Origin of the sequence: Cronobacter condimenti 1330, assembly GCF_001277255.1 — a bacterium.
Classification (GTDB): Bacteria; Pseudomonadota; Gammaproteobacteria; order Enterobacterales; family Enterobacteriaceae; genus Cronobacter; species Cronobacter condimenti.
This window is the reverse complement of sequence record NZ_CP012264.1, coordinates 2682489-2703299: the sequence shown is the minus strand read 5'-3', so window position 1 is coordinate 2703299 and position 20811 is coordinate 2682489. Positions and strand designations below refer to the sequence as shown.

The following is a 20811-nucleotide window of genomic DNA, read 5'->3' as shown; positions in this document are numbered from 1 at the left end:
CAAGGAGCGGTTATGGTATCAGAAGGTTTTGAACTGAATTATATCGAGAAGTGGCTGCCGGAGGCGTCCGTGAAATACAAAGACGGCAGCCCGGCGGTCAATCTCGGTCTGATTATGACGGTGTTTTTTAAGAAAGGGCATACGCCAGAGGTTCGCCGAAGAATGGTGGAGTGTGTCGATCGCTTTTATGCCGGATTTAAACCCTGCCTGAAAAAGCACCTCACCAAAAACTGGGTAGGCATTACGGAGAAGAATTACGCCAAAAAACGACAGGAGATTATCGATTCCACCCCGGAAGAGATCTTTTCCTGGTATATGGGCAGCGCAGAGGAAGATTTTGTAGCGCCTGACTACAGCATATTAATTATGGGAAAAAGGATTTTTCATAAGGATACTGATCGTTCAGTTATTAAATTAACGTTCCCGTTATCACTGCTGAAAGAGCCTGATGGTAAAGCACGATATGAAGGCTGGCTGATGTGGTTGTGTAACACTTTTGCCGTGGAAAGCGGTTATGCCGGGCTGTCGTTTATTCTTCCTTATTCGCGTGAGCGGATGTTCCCGTATGAGTATGCCCTGGCGCAGCGTTTTTCCGGCGTGATGGTGGATTCTCTCGGAACGCTTGAGGGCGGCGAAGCCGTAGAGGGGCTGAAAGGAGCCTGCTGGTACACCATACTGGGAACCCCGTGGCTGGAAAAACTGGGCGGTGCACAAAGGTTATCGCATCGTTTAGTGAAAACGCCTGAAATCAGCCTGCTGCCCTACAGCAACGGGGTGATCCTCAAGGCGGGTGAGCTGCCACCGCCACTGGGTGACATAAAAACGGAAGGTTTGCCGCCACTGCTGGTCAAGGTAAACCAGCTAATTCGCCCTGTCCGGTATGACGGCCATAATGGCCTGCACTTCTATTCAGACTATGAAAACTTACAGTTTGAGAAAGCGTCGTCCATGGCCTGGTTTGCCCGCTTTGACGACGCGAGCGCGCTGCTGGATAAAGCGGAAAGAGACGAATCCTGCGATCCCGTGCGCATTCAGTGCTGGACTGACGATATCGCCCCTCATGCAGGGCAATGGGCAGCGACAGTGAACGGCAGGACTGAATATATACAGACACGGGCAGGGCAGAAGATGCCGCCTTTTGAGGATAAAAACGGTAAGCCGCGCCGGGCCTGCTGGACGTTACTAAAGCGGGATGACAAAGGCAGCGTTTTTGCGTTACCTGAAGATGACTGATCTAAAAACAGCAGATACAAAAAACCCGGCAATCTGTATCAGACGTGCCGGGTTCATTTGTTTTATAACGCTCTAAGACTCGCTGAAACATCTCAGAACTAAAATCTGGCTCCTCTGACTGGACTCGAACCAGTGACATACGGATTAACAGTCCGCCGTTCTACCGACTGAACTACAGAGGAATTGCGAGAACGGGGCGCATAGTAACGACACCGTTCGGGGTTGTCAAAGCCTGAATGTAAAATGCTGAACCATTTGCTGAATAATTCTGCAATTTCTGGCGCAGCCCGCGCTGCGCCAGGATCGATCAGCGGAACGGCGGCTCGTTAAAGGTGCGCAGTTTACGCGAATGCAGGCGTTCGCCCTCGGCGCGCAAGAGATCGATGGCGCGAATGCCAATCTGCAAATGCTCGGAAATCGCGCCCTCGTAAAAGCGGTTTGCCTGGCCTGGCAGTTTGATTTCGCCATGCAGCGGTTTATCCGAGACGCACAGCAACGTGCCGTAAGGTACGCGGAAGCGATATCCCTGTGCGGCAATGGTGGCGCTTTCCATGTCGATTGCCACCGCGCGGCTCAGGTTGAAACGCAGCGCCGAGGCGGAATAACGCAGTTCCCAGTTGCGGTCGTCTGTGGTCACCACGGTGCCGGTGCGCAGACGCTGTTTTACCTCCTCGCCTGGCATGTTGCTGACGAGTTTCGTCGCGTCATAGAGGGCACGCTGCACTTCAGCGATGCTCGGCACCGGGATATCCGGCGGCAAAACCGCATCCAGCACATGATCGTCACGCAGATACGCATGAGCCAGCACATAATCGCCAATCGCCTGGCTCTCACGCAGGCCGCCACAGTGGCCAATCATCAGCCAGACATCCGGGCGCAACACCGCAAGGTGATCGCAAATTGTTTTTGCATTGGACGGCCCGACGCCAATATTGACCAGCGTAATGCCCTGGCCGTCGGCGGTAATCAGATGCCAGGCGGGCATCTGATGTTTTTTCCAGGCGAGATCGGAGATAGCCGCTTCCGGCGCCTCGGTATCGGCGGTGATCCAGCTGCCACCCGCACAGGAGAGCGCCACATAAGGGCTGTCTGGATCGAGGATCTGGCTGCATCCCCAGCGCACAAATTCATCGACATAGCGCGTGTAGTTGGTAAACAGCACGAACGGCTGAAAATGCTCGACCGGCGTGCCAGTGTAGTGACGAAGGCGCGCAAGCGAGAAATCAACGCGGCGGGCATCGAAGTGCGAGAGCGGATAAAACTCGGTCGGGTGGAAAAGGCCGTCGGCGGTTTCATCACCAATCTGCGCCAGCTCGGTGGTGGGGAAGTGGCGGGTGAGTCCCGCGCTCATGGAACGATCCAGCGTTAGCGCCGAGCCGTCAATCACGTAAGGATAAGGAATTTCATGCTGCGACGGCCCCACCTCAATGGTCGCGCCATAATCGTCGTAAAGCAGAATCAGTTGCTCGCGCAGATAACTGCGAAACAGTCCGGGGCGCGTAATGGTAGTGGTGTAACAGCCCGGATGTGTGAATCGCCCGTAAGCGCGTGTTTTCTGCGCCTTATGCTCATCGCCATCCCAGCACACCCGCAGTTGCGGGTAGACAAACAGGCCTTCAGCCCGGCGGGCTTCTTCCGGCAGGGTACCGTTCTCAATAAACGCTTTGATAGCCTCGCGCAGGGCGTTGACCGCGTCATCATACAACGCTTCCAGCTTGTCGAGCGCCTCATCAGGCGTCAAAGATGTTGCAGTGGTATTCATCAGGTCTCCTGGTCCCACGTGGCACAGCGGGAGAAGTGCTGTGCCTGATAATATGTCACAGGTTTATGAAACTAAACGGAATGGCGCAATGGCATAAATCTGTAAAGTGTCCAGCGGGGGCATCATGCCGGAGCTGTCACTTTCTTTCTGCTGCTCCTTCTGTTTTCGCTGACTGTGTAACTATTCACATTATGAATAAATATTTTTATCGGCTATGTCCCTGTTTTTGAAGATTAAACGTTCAATGGCATTGATTGGAAGAATATATTTGGGTTTCATCCCGGCTTGCAGCGAAAAGTGACAGGTATACTGACTATCTAAAGAGCTTAAACACGCAGGAAAACGATGCTATCAACCCTGATTTATCGCAGCCGGGCGCGAGGGGATATCGACCAGGCAAGCCTTGCATCGATAGTAAAGCAGGCACAGATCTATAATGCCCGGATGCAGGTTAGCGGCATTCTGGTTTTTGATGGTCACCAGTTTTTGCAGGTGCTGGAAGGGCCGCTGAGTTCGGTCGAGGCCCTGTTCGCGCGCATCAGCCAGGATGAGCGGCACGATTTCGTGGTTGAACTAATGCGCGACTACGCGCCGCGTCGGCATTTTGAAAGCATTGGGATGATGCTCTTCGACCTGCGCAACGTCAAAGCACGCGCAGTACTGAAGTCAGTGGTGCAATCAAGCGTAGTGCCGTTCAGTCTCGCCCGTGAAGCGCGGGTGTATAAATTTATTCGCTCCTTTTTAAGTTACCCGGACCGCCAGTACATCTCCCGCGAGTTTCAGCCAGACGCCTGGCGGGCCGGTGTCGAAAGCGTGCCGCCGTGCCCGCCGCACGCTTTGCCGTCTGCCGTGGCCGATACCCCGTGCCAGTTTGCGTTGCAGCCTATCGTGGAGCCGCTTACCGGCAAAATTAAAGCCTTTGAAGCGCTTATCCGTACTGCTGACGGTGGCTCGCCTGCCGCCTGGCTTGCTTCGTTGTCTGGCGACGAACTTTATGACGCCGATCTCCACGCGAAAGACATTGCCTTTGCGCTTGCGAAAGCGGTGAATATCGGCAGCCATATGATTTCCGTGAACCTGCAGCCCGGATCGCTGGTACAGATTCCGGACGCGGTGCCTATTTTGCTGGCGCAGATCGCGCGTCACGGCCTGCTGCCGCAGCAGGTGATTATTGAGATAACCGAGAGCGAAGTGATCTCCTGCTTTGATGAATTTGAACATGTCATCCGCCAATTGCGCGCTGCGGGTATTAACCTTGCAATAGATGACTTTGGCGCCGGGTTTGCAGGGTTGTCGCTGCTCACACGCTTTCAGCCAGGGATCATTAAAATCGACCGCAGCATTGTCACTGATATCCATCGTTACGGCCCGAAACAGGCCATCGTGCATGGCATCCTGCGATGCTGTTCAGAGCTTGAGATTACCGTAGTGGCGGAAGGGGTTGAGAAAGTAGAGGAGTGGTGCTGGCTTGCGGCGGCGGGCATCAAATACTTCCAGGGTTATCTTTTTGCCAGGCCCGCCCTTAACCGCGCGCCGTCGGTAAGCTGGCCCGTTGCTGGATAAGGAAATCCTTCAGGGCCAGGCCTTTTTTGCTCGTTAAGCGATTTATCGGGCTGCCAGCAACGACAATGGTAACGCTCTATTTTTAGGGTACTTAGCCCCCGGTAGGATGACTTCATCCCCTGTGCCGGCACATCTGTATCAATAAATTTGAACCTTTATGTGAAACAAATGGCATTTATTCTTGCTCGTTAACAGGACAAAGTGGGGTATCTGAACCCGGCACCGCAGTGGGTATGGCGCGTCTATTGCCCGCCACTTAAGCGATGTCCGCTCTAAAAGCAGGATACCCTTCATGAAAAAAATTGGTTTTTTGTCATTTGGTCACTGGACACCGTCGCCGCAGTCCGCCACCCGAACGGCGGCAGATGCATTACTGCAGTCTATTGATTTAGCCGTCGCAGCTGAGGAGCTCGGTGCGGATGGCGCTTATTTCCGTGTACACCATTTCGCCCGTCAGCTCGCTTCACCGTTTCCGCTGCTGGCTGCCATCGGTGCCAAAACCCGGCATATAGAGATAGGCACCGGCGTTATCGACATGCGCTATGAGAACCCGCTCTATATGGCAGAAAGCGCGGGTGCTGCAGATCTCATTTCCGGTGGGCGCCTGCAGTTAGGCATTAGCCGCGGTTCGCCGGAACAGGTCATCGATGGCTGGCGCTATTTTGGCTACGAGCCTGACGCCGGTGAAAACGAATCCGACATGGCGCGTCGCCATACCGAAGCGTTGCTGGAAGTATTGCGTGGGGAAGGGTTTGCCAAACCTAATCCGCAGCCGATGTTCGCCAACCCGCCTGGCCTGCTCCGGCTCGAACCCTGGTCTGAAGGGCTGCGCGAGCGTATCTGGTGGGGGGCCGGGTCCAATGCCACTGCGGTCTGGGCGGCGAAGCTTGGTATGAACCTGCAAAGCTCGACCCTCAAAGATGATGAAACCGGCGAGCCTTTCCATATTCAGCAGGCACAGCAGATCCGTGCCTACCGCGCCGCCTGGGTTGCGGCAGGCCATACCCGCACACCGCGTGTGTCGGTGAGCCGCAGCATCTTTCCGCTTATGGATAATCGGGATCGCGCCTGGTTCGGTGCCAGCCGTGAAGACAGTGATAAGGTCGGTTTCCTTGATGAGAAAACCCGCGCTATCTTCGGGCGCAGCTATGCGGCCGAACCCGAGGCGCTCATTGAGCAGCTAAAACAAGACGAGGCGATTGCCGAGGCGGATACGTTACTGCTGACGGTGCCGAATCAACTGGGTGTGGAGTACAACGTGCACCTTATTGAGTCTCTTCTTCAGCACGTCGCGCCAGCGATGGGGTGGCGCGACTAACGCAGAAAAGCAAAAAGCCCGCTAAAAGCGGGCTTTTTTAAATCTGGCTCCTCTGACTGGACTCGAACCAGTGACATACGGATTAACAGTCCGCCGTTCTACCGACTGAACTACAGAGGAATCGTGTGAACGGGGCGCATAGTACCGAGGTCGCCTGGCGTTGTAAAGACCTGAACGCGACAGAAAATCCGATTGCCGAGAAAACCATCAAAACCAGCCTGCCCGCATCATCTGCACCATTCTGGTGCGCCGATACCTCTAATGGGGCATAAGCAAAACAGTGTTTCAAAGCCACATCACGATAAGTTATCGCTTTCTCTTATAATTTAAGCATTTATATAAGTCACACGCGCTACGTAAAAACTGGCAAGCATCTTGCAAAACCTCTTAGGACATCATTGCCGGCATTGGCTCTGGCATTCCGTACAGGAGGCAAAATGAACTTAAGACGACTGAAATACTTCGTAAAAATCGTCGATATCGGTAGCCTGACACAGGCCGCTGAAGTGCTGCATATTGCGCAGCCCGCGTTAAGCCAGCAGGTTGCGACGCTGGAGGGAGAGATGGATCAGCAGCTGTTGATTCGCACCAAACGCGGCGTGACGCCAACGGAAGCCGGGAAAATCCTTTATGCGCATGCCCGCACGATTTTGCGCCAGTGCGAACAGGCGCAGCTCGCCGTAAATAATGTCGGGCAGACGTTACAGGGGCAGGTCTCTATCGGGCTTGCGCCGGGCACCGCGGCTTCTTCTGTTACCATGCCGCTCCTTCAGGCGGTTCGCGCCGAATTGCCGGATGTTATGGTGTACCTGCATGAAGACAGCGGTGCGGCACTGAACGATAAGCTGCTGAGCGGTCAGCTGGATATGGCGGTGCTGTATGACCGCGCCCCGGTCGCCGGGTTGACTGGTCAGCCACTGATTAAAGAAGATCTCTTCCTGGTCGGTACCCGCGATTGTCCGGGGCAGAGCGTTGATCTTGCGAGCGTCGCCCAGATGAATCTGTTCCTGCCGCGCGACTATAGCGCTGTGCGAAAACGTGTGGACGAGGCGTTCTCGCTGCGTCGTCTCACGGCGAAAATCATTGGCGAAATTGAGTCGTTCTCGACGCTCAGCGCGGCTATCGCAAGCGGCATGGGGGTGACGGTTATGCCCGAATCCGCAGCGCGTTCGCTTGCCGGCTCTGCGAACGGCTGGTTCGCGCGCATTACCAGCCCGTCAATGACGCTGCCGCTCTCGCTTAATGTCTCATCCCGCTTACCCTTGACGCCGCAGGCGCAGGCCGTGAAAGATATTCTGCTGTCGCTGGTAACACGCCCGGCGCTGGAAAACCGCGAGTTGATGCTGGTTGGCTAACGGATATTCCGAACGGGAATAACAGGCTGCTTTTTATTATTTGTGATGCCCGCCGGGGGGCTTTAACAATAGCGTCATGTTGAATGGCTTCCGGGGGCGTTGTGAATTTCCAGCAGCTTAAAATTATTCGCGAGGCGGCAAGGCGGGATTTTAATCTCACTGAAGTCGCCAACATGCTTTATACCTCGCAGTCCGGCGTCAGTCGCCATATTCGCGAGCTGGAAGAAGAGCTGGGCATTGAGATTTTCATTCGTCGCGGCAAGCGGCTTCTGGGAATGACTGAGCCTGGTAAAGCGCTGCTGGTGATTGCCGAGCGCATCCTTAACGAGGCCAGTAATGTGCGCCGCCTCGCCGACCACTTCACGAATGACGCCAGCGGGATATTGACTATCGCGACGACGCATACGCAGGCCCGCTACAGTCTTCCGGCCATCATAAAAACCTTTCGTTCGCTCTTTCCCGAGGTTCGCCTTGAGCTCATCCAGGGGACGCCGCAGGAGATAAACACGTTACTTCAAAACGGCACGGCGGATATCGGCATTGCCAGCGAACGCCTCAGCGCCGATCCTGGGCTGGTGGCGTATCCGTGGTTTCGCTGGCACCACAGTTTACTGGTGCCAAAGGATCATCCGTTGACGCAGGCGAACCCGCTCACGCTTGACGATATCAGCCGCTGGCCGCTTATCACGTACCGGCAAGGGATAACCGGCCGCTCGCGGATTGATGAAGCCTTCAGCCGCAAAGGGCTGACGCCGGATATCGTGCTGAGCGCGCAGGATTCGGACGTCATCAAAACGTACGTTGAACTGGGCCTGGGGATTGGGCTGGTGGCGGAGCTTGCAAGCGATGCTCATGACGAGAACTGTCTGACACGCCTTGATACGCGGCATCTCTTTGATGCCAGTACGGTCTGGCTCGGTCTCAAGCGGGGTCAATTGCAGCGCAACTACGTCTGGCGGTTTATCGAACTTTGCAACAACGGATTGTCGCTTGAGGAAATCAAACAGCAGGCGCTGGAGCCTGCGGGCGAAGTGGTGATTGATTATCAGATATAAGGGTGTAGCCCCACCCGCGTAAGGCGAGTGGGGCGCTTCGGTTACTGCGGTGCCGGCGTTTTGATAAAGAGCGCCGTGAGTGCCGAGAGCAGGCAACCTGCCATCAGATAAATCGCGACCGTATGCCATTCGCCGCCGGAGAAAGTGAGCAGCGCCGCCGCGATAAACGGCGTAAAACCGCCGCCGACCACGCTTGCGACCTGATATCCCACGCCCGCGCCGCTGTAGCGATACCCTGCGCCAAACATCTCGGTAAACATCGGCTGCTGTACGCAGACCACCATATCGTGGGCGATATTGGCGAGCATCAGCGAGAAAATCACCACGCCCACCATAGAGCGAGCCTCAAGCGCCATGAAGAAAGGGAAGGCGCAAAGCGCGCCGAGGAGCGCACCGGTGATATAAATGCGCCTGCGCCCGTAACGGTCCGCCATCCAGGCAAACAGCGGAATGGTCAGGCAACTAACTCCGCCCACCAGCAAGCCGATATTAAGAAACAGCTCGCGCGGCAGGCCCAGATTTTGCGTCGAATAGTTAAGCGCAAAAGCGGTGACGATATACATGGTCAGCAGTTCACACAGGCGCAGGGCGATAATTTTCAGGAAGGCGCCAGGATGGCGCGCCAGCGCCTCGAAGACCGGCAGGCGCGTTTTCGCCTTTATGGGTCGTTCGGCCTGCGCGCGCTCGAATTCGGCTGACTCTTCCATACCGTTGCGTACCCACAGCGCGCCCAGCACCAGCACGATGCTGAATAAAAACGGCAGGCGCCAGCCCCAGCTCAGAAACTGCGCATCTGTCGTCAGGCTGCTGATAAGCGACACCAGCCCGGTGGAGAGCAACAGCCCAACGCCATAACCTACCTGAATACCGCTGCTGTAAAACGCCTTTTTACCCGACGGCGCGCTTTCAACGGCAAGCAGCGCCGCGCCGCCCCATTCGCCGCCCACGGCGAACCCCTGAATGGCACGCAGCGTCACCAGCAGGACCGGCGCCCACCAGCCAATTGTGGCGAAAGAGGGAAGAATGCCGATACAGGCGGTGGCGATGCCCATCATCCAGACGGTCATCATCAGCATCCGCTTGCGGCCAAGACGATCGCCGAAGTGACCGAAGACTATTCCGCCGAGTGGCCGGAACAAAAAGCCGACGCCAAACGTGGCAAAGGCGGCAAGCGTGCCCATTGCTGGGTCTATCTGCGGGAAGAACTGGCTGTTAAAGACCAGCGCCGCTGTGATGCCATACAGTAAAAAATCAAACCAGTCGACGACCGCACCGGCGAAACTGCCCCAGGCGGCGCGGCGTGCGCGGTAACCACGCGGGATTTCTTCATTATGGCGGGGCGTAATGAGCGAGGAGTCCATAGTTGTCCTGTCCGTTTCTCAACAAGCTGTCTTTTTATTGTTATTTAATCAGTTAAAAGGTTACTCACATCGTTTACAGCAAAAGCAAAGCGTTACTGAGACTACCGCGACCGCTGTCAGGTGAAAACTGTTTTGCGTCGTGAGCGATCGGAAAGGGCAATTTGACTCAGGGAGCCGGGATGCACAGAGGATTATGTGGTGGGGAACAGCCATGCATAGCGGATGCGGGAAAAGCAAAAAGCCCGCTAAAAGCGGGCTTCTTAAATTTGGCTCCTCTGACTGGACTCGAACCAGTGACATACGGATTAACAGTCCGCCGTTCTACCGACTGAACTACAGAGGAATCGTGTGAACGGGGCGCATAATAATCATGCCCCGTATCGGTGTCAACGCAAAAAATTACGCTATGGATTCAAATGCTTAATTCTGCGTCAGTTTGGGGTTTTAATATACCTGACGGTCTTCGGGAAGGGTAATTGTCTCACTCTGACGCAGGCGCAGCAGCGGATCTTGCCCGTAGAACTGGCAGAAGCGCTGCCACAGCGACGGGAAGCGCGGCGCGAAGAGTTCCGGTGCGCTGAAGAAGTATTCAGAAAGCACCGCGAAACATTCCGCCGGGTCGGTCGCGGCGTAAGCGTCAATACTGGCGGCGCTTTCACCGACGAGGTCTATCTCATCCTGAATGTTTTCCATCGCGGCGTGCAGGTCGTGCTCCCAGCCTGCGACTTCGCGCAGCGGGATTAGCGGAATGCCGCTTGCGCGATCGCCGTTGCGCATATCCAGCTTGTGCGCCACTTCATGGACGATGAGGTTAAAACCGGAGGCGTCGAAAGAGTCCTGGATATCAAGCCAGTTGAGAATAATCGGCCCCTGTTGCCAGCTCTGACCTGACTGCACCACGCGCTGGTTATGCACAAGGCCGATATCGTCTTCCCACTCGTCATCCACGACGAATGGCGCCGGGTAAATCAGCACTTCATGGAAGCCGTCGAGCCACTCAAAGCCGAGCTCCAGCACCGGCAGGCAAAAGAGCAGGGCGATGCGTGCGCTTTTGAGTTCATCAAGCTCAAAGCCCTGTAAGGGAACCAGCCGTTTTTGCTGTAAAAAACGCTCGGCGAAGCGCGCCAGCTTCTGTTGTTGGTCGTCGGTAAGACCCGCCAGAACAGGGATGGCGAGGGCCGATTCCCAGGGGAGGGGGGCCAGCGCGGCGGTGTCATTTGCTTTCCAGGGCCACTTAATCATCTGATTGCTCGCAAACTCGTCACTTGAACAAAATCGAAGAGGCAGGGACTGTTAAAATGCCAAAGATCCTGGCATCATGGCAACCTCAAGTACGGAGAGATGCCGGAGCGGCTGAACGGACCGGTCTCGAAAACCGGAGTAGGGGCAACTCTACCGGGGGTTCAAATCCCCCTCTCTCCGCCACTATTCAAACACTTAGCGCCTCGCCTTTCAGTGATAACAATCCCGTTGAGAAAAATTGAGACAAATCGCGGTGAAAACCAGCGTTTGCGTCTGCTTTTCTGTGCAATGCCTGTCTCGTTTTCATCGGTCGTTTTAACCTGGAACGCGATCGCAGATAGCGCTGGAAATGCCATTGGTTAGCGACGGCGAGCCATTCATTACCTTTTCTTTACGCATGTTAAGCCTCTTTCCTGCGTGAAATGCCCCTCCTGCCCGAAGAGTACTATTCTTACTCCATGAGCTTCATAAGATAACCCCCGGAATTTTCAGGCTTGTGCGAGCCATAGCGTGCAACCGTGAGTGGAAAATGACCGGAAAGCCGTTCTGATAAACTTCAGTAAAATTTATGCAACGCGACGGGATACGCAGGAGGTGGCAGTCGTGCCTGACAAAAGACAGTTTATTCGCATCTTAGCGCTTGATACTCCTTTAGGCCGAAGCCTGGCGTTTTTTCTGTTTATCCTGCTGGCGGGCAGTATCGCAGCGAATGCGGTAACGCTCTATCTGTCCTGGGATCGCACGGTGGCCGAGGCGGAGAGCAAAGCGATAAACCTCTCGCTTTCACAGGTGCGTCAGGCCGATGACACATTTTTGCAGACAGAGCTGACCTTACAAGAGATCCGTCGCAATCTTGCCTACGGTTATCTTCCCGACCCGGAACTTAACGCCTCCCTCACGGAGCTGGAACAGCGCCTGCCGCAACTGGATGGGCTTTTTATCTATGATGCACACGGCATGTGGCGTAACAGTTCGCTCACGCCCGTGCCGTCAGAAGAGAACATTGCCAACCGGGACGATTTTCTATATCACAAAGATCATGGCTGGATGGGCGTGCACATCGGCCATGTGGTGCGCAGTAAAATCAGCGGCGAACTGGTTATCCCGGTTTCTCTGCGTATCAATGACATCACTGGCGGTTTTGCGGGCATCGTGATGGCGACCGTGAAAATGGACTACTTCCGCCAGTTCTATAGCTATTTTGAACTCACGAATAACGACATCCTGGCGCTACTGCTGGTGGACGGTAAGCCGCTCTATATTCGCCCGTTTGATGAGAAAGTACTGAACAAGGATCTTTCTGAAAGCCCGCTTTTTACGCAGGTATTGCTGCGCTCGCGACAGGGAAGCGCCACCTGGCTTTCTGCGCTCGACAAAGCCGTCAGAATCTACGGGTTTGCGCGCTCTACGCGTTATCCCATTGTGGTGGTGGCCGGTTACGATAAAGACACGTTACGCACGGCCTGGCTACAAAACAGCATTCCGGATCTGTTGATTAACGGCGCGCTGCTGACGGCCATTATTCTGATGGGGGCGGTGCTTTTCCGCCAGGTGAGAGTCAACATCCGCGACCGTAATGAGCTTGCGACATTGCGTGATGAACTCGTAAAAATTAACCAGACGCTGCATTCAATGGCGATGATTGACGGCCTGACGGGGCTTGCCAACCGACGACGATTTGACGCTTTTCTGGAACAGGCGCTGGCGGACTCCGCCGTGACGGGGCATCCGGTGTCGCTCATTCTTATTGATGTAGATTATTTCAAACGCTACAACGATAACCGCGGTCATGTGGCGGGCGACGCCTGTCTGCGCCGTATTGGTGGCGTGCTGCAACAGGCATCGTTTAATCACGGCGATCTGGTGGCCCGTTACGGCGGCGAGGAGTTCGCTATCGTGCTTTCTGACGCCTCGCCGGACGACGCAGAGCGCGTTGCCGAAAAAGTCGTGCGCATGGTGCGCGAGAAAGCGCTGCCGCACCCGGATACCGAACTGCCGGAAGGCGTTGTGACGATAAGCGCCGGTTGCTACAGCATGGTATCGAACGGGCGGATGGAATGCCTGACGGCGCTTATCAAAGGTGCCGATGCGGCGCTCTATCAGGCGAAAAGCACCGGGCGCAACCGGGCGGTGCGCCTGACATAACCGGCGCTTAATCTGTCACCTGCTGCATAAATCGGATCAGCGCCTCGCTGGCGGAAGAAAGCCCCTTGTGCGGCGCGTAAATCAGCGAGAAAGGGCGTGTGCGCCCGCGGGTGTGCGGCAAAATCTCGCGCAGCAGGCCGCTTGCCATTAAAGGCCGCGCGATAAAATCGTAGGTCTGACAAATGCCCGCGCCACGGGTGGCAAGAGAAATCACGCCCAGAATGTCATCAGAAACTTGTATCTGCCCTTTGGGTGTCCACTCCACAGGCTGGTCATTCTCACAGAGGCTCCAGCTGGCGATGCGCCCGCTGCTCGGCATGATAAACGGCAGGCAGTGATGACGCGCAAGGTCGCTGATGTGCTGCGGCTCGCCGTGCTGTTGCAGATAGACCGGGGCTGCGACCAGACACAGCCGCGCGTCCTCCAGCTTACGCGCCACCAGGCGGCTGTCGGGCAGCGTCCCCAGACGAATCGCCAGATCATACCCTTCGGCCACCAGATCCACATTACGGTTGGTAATATTCAGCTCGACGGTGATACCCGGATACTGCACGGCGAACCGCTGTAACAGTGCCGGAAGCCGGTAATGCGCATAGGTGGTGGGTGCGCTGAGCCGGACATGGCCCACCGTCTCCGCGCCGCGCCCTTGAATATCGCGCTCGGCGCGCTCAAATACCCCGAAAGCGCTGCACGCCTGTTCGTAGTAGTGGCGACCGGCCTGCGTCAGGCTCAGCTGGCGCGTAGTGCGCCTTACCAGCTGCACGCCGAGGCGTGTCTCGAGCCGCGTCAGCGCGCGGCTTAACACCGACGCCGTGGTCGCGAGCGTCACTGCCGCCGCCGTGATCGACCCCTTTTCAATAATCGTGACGAAAATTTCCACATCGCTGAGATGGGCGAAGCGTCGGCTCATTATGTCTCCTGAAGAACAAATGAATGTCTCTTGCGGTAGTTTATCCACTTTTTAGGAAACACTACAGTGTGCCCATTGCGCAAGCGTGGCTTGCGCCTTACCCGAACACTGCACAGGAGCATCTATGAAAATCATTCGCCATCTTGTCCTCACCGCCGCGCTCGGCCTCGCGGCGCTGCATGCGCAGGCTGCCAGCGTGCTGGTGGTGCTATCTGACGCCGACCATCTGGATCTCAAAGACGGCAAAGTCTTCCCGACGGGGTTTTATCTCAATGAACTGATGCAGCCGGTAAAACGCCTGCTCGATGCCGGACATCAGGTGACGTTCGCAACCCCGAACGGCCTCGCGCCGACGCTGGATAAATCCTCTGACGACAAGATGTATTTCAATAACGACGAGAACGCGCGTCGCATGCATCGGGCACTTCTCGACACCCTGAAGCTCACCTCGCCTGACGCCTCGCCGGTCATTAGCCTGGCGCGCGCCGCACAGAGAGGCTACGGACAGTTTGACGCAATCTATATTCCGGGCGGTCATGCCCCGATGCAGGATCTGCTGGCAAGCCCGGCGGTGGGTGAGGCGCTGGCCGCTTTTCATGCCGCCGGTAAGCCGACGGCGCTGGTCTGCCACGGACCCATCGCGCTGCTCTCTACGCTGCCGGACGCACAGGCATTTACCCGCACGCTGGCCAAGACAGGCCATGCAGCCGCACAGCCTGGCTGGATCTACGCGGGCTACCGGATGACGGTTATCAGTGATGCGGAAGAGGAGATAGCCAAAGGGCTGCTGCCCAAAGGCGGTGCGATGAAATTTTACCCGCAAACTGCGCTGGAGCAGGCGGGTGGAAAATACAGCAGCAACACCGAGCCCTTTACCGCGCATATCGTGACGGACCGTGAGCTCATCACCGGGCAGAACCCGGCGTCGGCATCGGGCGTCGCGCAGGCGTTGCTCTCACGTCTGAAATCATCTTCTGTTAAACATCAGTAAGGAACAGGTATGGATTTGCAACTGAACGGCAAAACGGCGGTAGTCACGGCAGCCACGGCGGGGATTGGCCTGGCCATTGCCCGCAGGCTGGCACAGGAAGGCGCGGCGGTGACCCTCACCGGGCGCGACAGCGCGAAGCTTGCCGCCGCGGTCGCTGCAATTGAGGCCGCTGCGCCCGGCGGGCGTGTTACCGGCGTGCTGGCGGATGTCAGTACCGTGGAGGGCGTCGCGACGCTTGTGGCCCATCAGCCACAGACGGATATTCTGGTGAACAATCTGGGCTTTTATGAGGCAACGCCGTTTGCGGAAATTGATGACGAGGCGTGGCTGCGGATGTTTGACGTTAATGTGATGTCCGGGGTGCGGCTCTCCCGCCACTATTTTCCTGCGATGCTTAAGAGCAACTGGGGGCGCGTTATTTTTATCTCCAGCGAAGTGGGGGCGTTTACACCGCCGGACATGATCCACTACGGGGTGAGCAAATCGGCTCAGCTTGCGGTGTCTCGCGGTATGGCGGAACTCACCAAAGGTACCGGGGTTACGGTCAACAGCATATTGCCCTCGGCCACCCGCTCAGAAGGGATTATGGATTATCTGCGTCAGACTGCCCCACAGCCAGACATGACGGATGCGCAGATTGAGGCGAATTTCTTTGCGACTTACCGCCCCAGCTCGCTGATTGCACGTATGATCGACGCCGATGAAATTGCCGCGATGGTCGCGCTACTGGCAAGCCCGCTGGGTGCTGCCTCCAACGGTGCGGCGGTGCGCGTCGAAGGCGGCACCTTCCGTTCGATTCTGTAACGCCTCGACCCGATGGTTACAATGACACAGACAGGCCCGCTTGCAGGCCTGTCTGTGTTGCTGTGCGCGACATTTATGCAAGCGTAAATGCCGTAGTGACTAACGACTGCAATTCATTTTGAGAAAAGAGCCGCGCGCGATAGCACTGGCCGGGAAATTCCGGATAACCATCAAGCGTACAAATCACATCGTAAACCGTAGCGATAACATTGCCGGTGGCGTCGGTAATAAAAAACGACCGCGCAAGGTTTGTATACACGGTGTAGTAATTGCCATAGTCAAAGACGGCCCCCATGAAATCGGTGATTTGCGGGACACGCGCCTGCGGGAAGGTGATCACGGTGCCCACCTGCTTCACCGTACTGGCTGCGAGATCCACGGCATAAAACAGCACTTGTATGGGCAAGGCGCGATAAGGGGTTACGGTTGCCGCTTCATTAATGGGGCGCACCACGGCTTTTGCGTTCGCATCTGCACAGGAGCGGTTATTAAAGAGCGATAAAACAAATTTCCCGGTGCTGATATCGTTAAAGTCATTGAAATAACTGTTTTGCGTGACAAAAACGGTATGTGCGCCGTTATCGCTCTCCTGAATGCCGCTGGTATCGAGCCGCGGCACCGTCTCGTAAGCCGGAACGTCAGGGTTATATTTGCCGGTATCGATAGACCATAAAATATGGCCATCATCCGGTGAAATACCCAGTGTCACGCTGGCGGTGCGTGAATGGACAATGATCGCTTCGCTGTTATTCGCGCTTTCAGGGATATGCGAGAGTGAATTGAAATGCACATCGTTGGCGCCGCTGTTATTAAGAATGTTGCTGCTATCAAATGCGGTGGTGAAATTTTTCCGCCAGAGCATTTTGCCGGTGCTGTCGTCAAACTTCAGGATCCATGCATCGTCACGCATTGTCGCGGTAGATCTATCCGGGTAATCGCTGGCGATCATATAAAGGTTCCCGGCAGTATCCCACGTTAAATCGTGCGTATTGGTATACCGGTTACCGTTCTCGTCGCGTAATTCATATTCCAGCACCGGGTTGCCCAGAATATCGATTTTGTAAAACCGGCGGGCATACCAGTGCTCATCTTCATCGCTACCAATATAAAAATAACCGTCGTGAGTTTTCAGCATCTGGTTGCGATAAGGCGCCTCGTAATAGCAGCGTAAATCGCCGTTGCGATCGTAGCCATCGCAAAATGTCGTCATCAACCAGCTATTTCCCCAGACGGTGGTAAAACGTTGCGGGTCGGTCTGCTCAATATCGAGATGAAATATCGTCGCGTCGCGGTAAGTCTGGTTTTCGGTGCTGATAACCAGCGTACTGTCGTACGCCACATTGCCGTTTTGCTCGGTAAAAATAATGCGAACCTGATTCGCGTAATTCGCATACAGGCCAATCACCGGGACTTTGATCAGCGATTGCGTATTGGTTACCCAGCGATCCAGCGTGTAAGTAAAATCGATACTGCCGGGGCTGGTTGTGCGGCCTGCGACCGTATAGGTAAAGGTCACTGGCGTATCGCTTCGGAAATAAACATACGCTGCCAGCTGGTTATTGGCAGGCGCAAGTTCAGTTTGCACATGGACAACAGTCATTATTCGGTTCCTTTAAGAAAATGAAGGCAAAGCGTGCCGGGGCGTTATCGCCGATCAGTTCTGGGCCGCTGCTTTACTGACGCGCATTTCCTGGACGTCAGCAGGGACAATCTGATGACCGTTTTTCAGATAATCGATAACGGCATCTGAGAGGTTATAGCCGCCGCGCACTTGCTTATTTTTGCCTTCGCTGAAATCCATAAAGCCGTCGCCGCCCGGCGCAAGAAAGCTGTTAGTCGCCACGCGATACACCGTGTTGTCGCTGATGGGTTTGCCGTTAAGTGTGAATTGCACCACGCGCTGGCCGACAGGTTTTGACGCGTCATAGCGCATTATCACGCCTTTCGACACTTGCAGTACCCCATTGGTCAGCGCCGCGCTGTGCTCCATAAGGCGACTTAACTGCTTGCCGGAAAGATCCATCACGGTCAGTTCGTTCGGGAAGGGGAACGCGCTAATAATGCCGCCGTAGGTGATCTTGCCTGCGGGGATGTCGTCACGCAGGCCACCGGAGTTGGTGAGCGCCAGCTGTGCGTCAGGGGCCGCTGCCATCATCGCATCGGTAAAGAGATTGCCAAGCGGAGAGGATTCGCCATAGGCGCGCGTAAGCGTAATGGGGGTGTCGCCAATGGGCTGGCGGACAGTTTCGGCCAGTTTTTTGTTCCATTCATCGATACGTTTTTGCGTCGTCGGATCGGGCGTGAAATCGTCGGCGTAGAGGGTTTTGAGTTCAAAGCTTTTCACCTGATGACGATGTGCGCCTGGCGACACATCCAGCACCAGCTTGCCGATGTCCACACCGCCGCTGTCGGTAGACATAATCAGCGTGTCGCCTACTTTAATCGGTTCCGGGGTGCCGGTATGCGCGTGGCCGGTAATCAGAATATCCAGCCCTTTGACATGGCTTGCAGTCTGAATATCTTTATTCAGCGCGCGTTTCACATCCGTGCTGCCAAGGCTGGACTGACGGCCCGGCACGCCTTCATGGATAAGCGCGACCGTGACATCGACTTTGCCGCGTAACTCGTCGAGATAATGTTGCAGCCATTTCACTTCATCGCGCGCCTCAATACCCTGACGCGTCGACGACGAGACCGTATCGTTAAAGGCGAACACGCCGTGCAATCCAATGACGCCAATTTTTACGCCGTCTTTTTCCAGAATAACGTAGGGTTTATTCCAGAAGGGCATGTCGCTGTTTTGATAAAACACATTGCCCAGTAATACCGGGAATGTCGCCTGGCTTAACTGTACCAGCGTATTATTCCAGCCATGATCGAATTCATGATTGCCGACAGACGCCGCATCAAATGACATCGTATTCATAATATCAATAATTGCGCGCCCTTTTGTCAGGCTGCTGATATAAGGGCCGGTAAAATAATCCCCGGCATCGAAGAAAAACGTGGCTTTGTTGCGGGCCTTTTCTTGTTTGACCAGGGCTGAAATTGTGGCAAAGCCGCCGACATCACGCTTGCCGTCGGCTATCCACGGCACTTTATAAGGCTCGACATGGGCATGTAAGTCGTTGGTATAAATAATGGTCACGTCCTGCGCAAAAACAGGTAATGACACGCCCACGGCCACCAGTAAAGACACTATTGCTCTTTTCATCGCTATTGCTCCTTAATAACGGAAAATAAAAAACGTCATGCCAGGTTATTTTTTTCCGCGTGCGGGTTGGCTTTTGTGATTACATGCACAAACCGTCTGGTGAAGCCTTTTCAGAATCAGGCAACTGACAAAATAAGTGGGCGGTAAGAATGGCAACAGCGTTAAAGGTCAGGTTGAATGTATGTAAAAGCTGGTCATGCCCGAATTTAGGCGTGGCGGATTCCCGTGATTATCAACAACCTGTTTATCGACTCGGATACCCGGCACTCCACTGCTCGCGATGCGGCAGCCTGCCGCCGCTCTTTAATGAACCGCTTTTCAATGAATGGTATGCACGCTTTCTGGCGCAGAAACTTAAACATAGCGGTACGGGGTGCCCGCACTGCGCCAGCCCGTCGATTATCCATTACGGCGCCACGGCGTGTGGCCGTAAACGCCTGCAGTGTCGCGAATGCCGTAAAGTATTTACTCCCCAACAGCCGAATGTCCGGCAGCAAAACGCGATTCGCCAGTGCCTGGCGCGGGTGTGGCGCGGAGAGTCGCACAGCGAACGCGCATATTATCGAACGCTTGCACAGGCGGCAGCCTGGTGTGAGGCGCATCTCTGCCCGGTAACGTCACCCGTCAGGCATATCGCCACGCAGGTATTTACCGTGCCGGTACTGGGGCAGGCGCCGGATCAGCCCCTGTATATGGTGCTGAGTACGGATGCGCAGACCGGACAGGTTCTGCAAATCACCTCCAGCTATTGCGACTGGCAGCCGGATGTCGCGCTGCGCTACGCAGGGGGCGCGCCAGAAAGCGCCATCTGTGCCTTGCATGGCGAGGCGCGGATCAGGGAGCAGGAGGCGCGGTTTATGCGTCGTCGCCAGTTTGACGACATTCACTATGGCGATGTGGCGCTGCGGCGTAACGATCCGGGGGCCGTGCTGCGCCCGGTCATCGCTATTCACGGACATTTTCAGTGGCTTCGACGACGTTTCCCTGAGGTGACCTGCCATAGTCTGGCGCATGAATGTGTGCTGCGCGGCGCGGCTATCACAGCCTGGGCGCCGGAAGTCAGCGCCGGGAAAACAAGCCTGTGGTTTGTGGTGGAAGAGGCGCTAGCGGAAACCATGGCGCAGCACGTCTACCGGCATTGCGGGAGCTGGCGGATTGGCTGGTGGAAAAACCGATGGCAGCAGTGGGAGAACGGGATCACCTGCAAGATGATTGGAATACTGACCGGTGAGAAGGTGCCGCCCGATCCGCAGGCCATCTCGCTTCAGTCCTGTACAGCGTTTCTCAACTGGCTGCGTGGACAGCCTGGCGTCGGGCGCTGGGGATATCACCGAGCGGGCATTGTCAGCCAGCAACTGGTCTGCTTCGCGTATCGCTATAACCAGCAGCGCGTAAATACACTGACGACACGGTTATGAGGCAATCATGTCTGATAGCAGCAGAGCGCGCCGCCCGCCAGTAAAAAGCCCGCCGCGAGCGGGCCTTTTGCTCGCTTTTATTCGTTGACCAGCCACATATCAGCTTCTTCGAACATCTCTTCGAGCATGCGGTTCAGCTTTTCGCGATCGCTTTTACTGGCGTCCGAATTGAGGCCATTCGCCTGCATCGGTTTCACGCGCACCTCAGCATCCGGGAAGATGCGGTGTACGCGGCGGGTCAGCTCATCGAGAATAATTTCGCGCGCGCCGGGCAAGCCTGCGACATTGCGTTTGTCATAAACCAGTTCAACAAACATGGAAAACTCCACAGTATGGATATATATACAGTCCCGGCACACTATAGCGCCCGGCTGGCATCCGGTAAAGCGCAGAGTGAGTGGGCATGTGAAGAACGCTAAAAATAAAAAGGCCCGCACGTG

General features: G+C 55.6%; 17 protein-coding genes and 4 tRNA genes. 11 read left to right on the top strand and 10 right to left on the bottom strand.

What is annotated here, in order from left to right; translation table 11 throughout:
* Positions 1-12: 12 nt before the first annotated feature.
* A complete protein-coding gene (locus AFK62_RS12365; protein WP_007681829.1) occupies positions 13-1233 on the top strand; it encodes a DUF3396 domain-containing protein in 1221 nt (406 codons plus the stop codon).
* 106 nt (positions 1234-1339) lie between these two features.
* Here the strand turns inward: AFK62_RS12365 and AFK62_RS12360 are convergent.
* Together AFK62_RS12360 and AFK62_RS12355 are read right to left on the bottom strand one after the other, a co-directional pair.
* Positions 1340-1415 (bottom strand) — tRNA-Asn (locus AFK62_RS12360).
* 125 nt (positions 1416-1540) lie between these two features.
* Positions 1541-2995: an AMP nucleosidase gene (locus AFK62_RS12355; protein WP_007681833.1), complete on the bottom strand. Its 1455-nt coding sequence runs from the start codon at positions 2993-2995 to the stop codon at positions 1541-1543.
* Between the two features lie 345 nt (positions 2996-3340).
* On the opposite strand from AFK62_RS12355, the gene AFK62_RS12350 reads away from it, so the two are divergent.
* Complete coding sequence (locus AFK62_RS12350) at positions 3341-4558, top strand: diguanylate phosphodiesterase (protein ID WP_007681834.1); 1218 nt, start codon at positions 3341-3343, stop codon at positions 4556-4558.
* Between the two features lie 292 nt (positions 4559-4850).
* A complete protein-coding gene (locus AFK62_RS12345) occupies positions 4851-5876 on the top strand; it encodes an LLM class flavin-dependent oxidoreductase (RefSeq protein WP_007681835.1) in 1026 nt (341 codons plus the stop codon).
* Positions 5877-5920: 44 nt separating this feature from the next.
* Here AFK62_RS12345 and AFK62_RS12340 read toward each other — a convergent pair.
* Positions 5921-5996, bottom strand: a tRNA-Asn gene (locus AFK62_RS12340).
* A 5-nt stretch (positions 5997-6001) separates the two neighbouring features.
* On the opposite strand from AFK62_RS12340, the gene AFK62_RS22460 reads away from it, so the two are divergent.
* The 3 genes from AFK62_RS22460 to cbl all read left to right on the top strand — a co-directional run bounded on the left by AFK62_RS22460 (position 6002) and on the right by cbl (position 8286).
* On the top strand, positions 6002-6148 hold the full coding sequence (locus tag AFK62_RS22460) for a hypothetical protein (protein ID WP_007670348.1): 147 nt from the start codon (positions 6002-6004) through the stop codon (positions 6146-6148).
* A gap of 165 nt (positions 6149-6313) precedes the next feature.
* A complete protein-coding gene (nac, locus tag AFK62_RS12335; protein ID WP_007670342.1) occupies positions 6314-7231 on the top strand; it encodes a nitrogen assimilation transcriptional regulator NAC in 918 nt (305 codons plus the stop codon).
* A 101-nt stretch (positions 7232-7332) separates the two neighbouring features.
* The gene (cbl, locus tag AFK62_RS12330; protein WP_032984277.1) at positions 7333-8286 is read left to right on the top strand and encodes an HTH-type transcriptional regulator Cbl; all 954 of its coding nucleotides are present in this window, start codon (positions 7333-7335) and stop codon (positions 8284-8286) included.
* Between the two features lie 41 nt (positions 8287-8327).
* Here the strand turns inward: cbl and shiA are convergent, their stop codons facing one another.
* From shiA to mtfA, 3 genes are all read right to left on the bottom strand, one after another.
* Entirely contained in the window at positions 8328-9647 is a 1320-nt protein-coding gene (gene shiA / locus AFK62_RS12325) for a shikimate transporter (protein WP_007670327.1), read from the bottom strand.
* Positions 9648-9914: 267 nt separating this feature from the next.
* A tRNA-Asn gene (locus tag AFK62_RS12320) sits at positions 9915-9990 on the bottom strand.
* 101 nt (positions 9991-10091) lie between these two features.
* Entirely contained in the window at positions 10092-10889 is a 798-nt protein-coding gene (gene mtfA / locus AFK62_RS12315) for a DgsA anti-repressor MtfA (RefSeq protein WP_007670325.1), read from the bottom strand.
* Between the two features lie 93 nt (positions 10890-10982).
* Here mtfA and AFK62_RS12310 point away from each other — a divergent pair.
* Positions 10983-11072: transfer RNA gene (locus AFK62_RS12310), tRNA-Ser, on the top strand.
* A gap of 420 nt (positions 11073-11492) precedes the next feature.
* Positions 11493-13034, top strand: coding sequence for a sensor domain-containing diguanylate cyclase (locus tag AFK62_RS12305; protein WP_007670320.1), 1542 nt, complete (start codon positions 11493-11495; stop codon positions 13032-13034).
* A 7-nt stretch (positions 13035-13041) separates the two neighbouring features.
* Here AFK62_RS12305 and AFK62_RS12300 read toward each other — a convergent pair whose 3' ends face one another.
* Entirely contained in the window at positions 13042-13944 is a 903-nt protein-coding gene (locus AFK62_RS12300) for a LysR family transcriptional regulator (protein ID WP_053531937.1), read from the bottom strand.
* 124 nt (positions 13945-14068) lie between these two features.
* Here AFK62_RS12300 and AFK62_RS12295 point away from each other — a divergent pair, with 124 nt between their 5' ends.
* Together AFK62_RS12295 and AFK62_RS12290 are read left to right on the top strand one after the other, a co-directional pair.
* A complete protein-coding gene (locus AFK62_RS12295; RefSeq protein WP_007670315.1) occupies positions 14069-14935 on the top strand; it encodes a type 1 glutamine amidotransferase domain-containing protein in 867 nt (288 codons plus the stop codon).
* Positions 14936-14944: 9 nt separating this feature from the next.
* Positions 14945-15739 (top strand): SDR family NAD(P)-dependent oxidoreductase, encoded by a 795-nt coding sequence (locus tag AFK62_RS12290; RefSeq protein WP_007670314.1) that lies wholly within the window; start codon positions 14945-14947, stop codon positions 15737-15739.
* A 73-nt stretch (positions 15740-15812) separates the two neighbouring features.
* On the opposite strand, the gene AFK62_RS12285 is transcribed toward AFK62_RS12290, so the two are convergent.
* Positions 15813-17339 (bottom strand): aryl-sulfate sulfotransferase, encoded by a 1527-nt coding sequence (locus AFK62_RS12285; protein WP_007670313.1) that lies wholly within the window; start codon positions 17337-17339, stop codon positions 15813-15815.
* Between the two features lie 54 nt (positions 17340-17393).
* Entirely contained in the window at positions 17394-18953 is a 1560-nt protein-coding gene (locus AFK62_RS12280; RefSeq protein ID WP_007670312.1) for a bifunctional metallophosphatase/5'-nucleotidase, read from the bottom strand.
* Positions 18954-19165: 212 nt separating this feature from the next.
* On the opposite strand from AFK62_RS12280, the gene AFK62_RS12275 reads away from it, so the two are divergent.
* Positions 19166-20371, top strand: coding sequence for an IS1/IS1595 family N-terminal zinc-binding domain-containing protein (locus tag AFK62_RS12275; RefSeq protein ID WP_053531936.1), 1206 nt, complete (start codon positions 19166-19168; stop codon positions 20369-20371).
* 77 nt (positions 20372-20448) lie between these two features.
* Here the strand turns inward: AFK62_RS12275 and AFK62_RS12270 are convergent, their stop codons facing one another.
* Positions 20449-20688 (bottom strand): DinI family protein, encoded by a 240-nt coding sequence (locus tag AFK62_RS12270; protein ID WP_007670310.1) that lies wholly within the window; start codon positions 20686-20688, stop codon positions 20449-20451.
* Positions 20689-20811 lie beyond the last annotated feature (123 nt).

Bases quoted from the DNA above. Each gene is read 5' to 3' on its own strand.
- AFK62_RS12365 (WP_007681829.1), top strand. From the start codon at position 13: ATGGTATCAGAAGGTTTTGAACTGAATTATATCGAGAAGTGGCTGCCG.
- AFK62_RS12355 (WP_007681833.1), bottom strand. From the start codon at position 2,995: ATGAATACCACTGCAACATCTTTGACGCCTGATGAGGCGCTCGACAAG.
- AFK62_RS12350 (WP_007681834.1), top strand. From the start codon at position 3,341: ATGCTATCAACCCTGATTTATCGCAGCCGGGCGCGAGGGGATATCGAC.
- AFK62_RS12345 (WP_007681835.1), top strand. From the start codon at position 4,851: ATGAAAAAAATTGGTTTTTTGTCATTTGGTCACTGGACACCGTCGCCG.
- nac (WP_007670342.1), top strand. From the start codon at position 6,314: ATGAACTTAAGACGACTGAAATACTTCGTAAAAATCGTCGATATCGGT.
- shiA (WP_007670327.1), bottom strand. From the start codon at position 9,647: ATGGACTCCTCGCTCATTACGCCCCGCCATAATGAAGAAATCCCGCGT.
- mtfA (WP_007670325.1), bottom strand. From the start codon at position 10,889: ATGATTAAGTGGCCCTGGAAAGCAAATGACACCGCCGCGCTGGCCCCC.
- AFK62_RS12300 (WP_053531937.1), bottom strand. From the start codon at position 13,944: ATGAGCCGACGCTTCGCCCATCTCAGCGATGTGGAAATTTTCGTCACG.
- AFK62_RS12295 (WP_007670315.1), top strand. From the start codon at position 14,069: ATGAAAATCATTCGCCATCTTGTCCTCACCGCCGCGCTCGGCCTCGCG.
- AFK62_RS12290 (WP_007670314.1), top strand. From the start codon at position 14,945: ATGGATTTGCAACTGAACGGCAAAACGGCGGTAGTCACGGCAGCCACG.
- AFK62_RS12285 (WP_007670313.1), bottom strand. From the start codon at position 17,339: ATGACTGTTGTCCATGTGCAAACTGAACTTGCGCCTGCCAATAACCAG.
- AFK62_RS12280 (WP_007670312.1), bottom strand. From the start codon at position 18,953: ATGAAAAGAGCAATAGTGTCTTTACTGGTGGCCGTGGGCGTGTCATTA.
- AFK62_RS12270 (WP_007670310.1), bottom strand. From the start codon at position 20,688: ATGTTTGTTGAACTGGTTTATGACAAACGCAATGTCGCAGGCTTGCCC.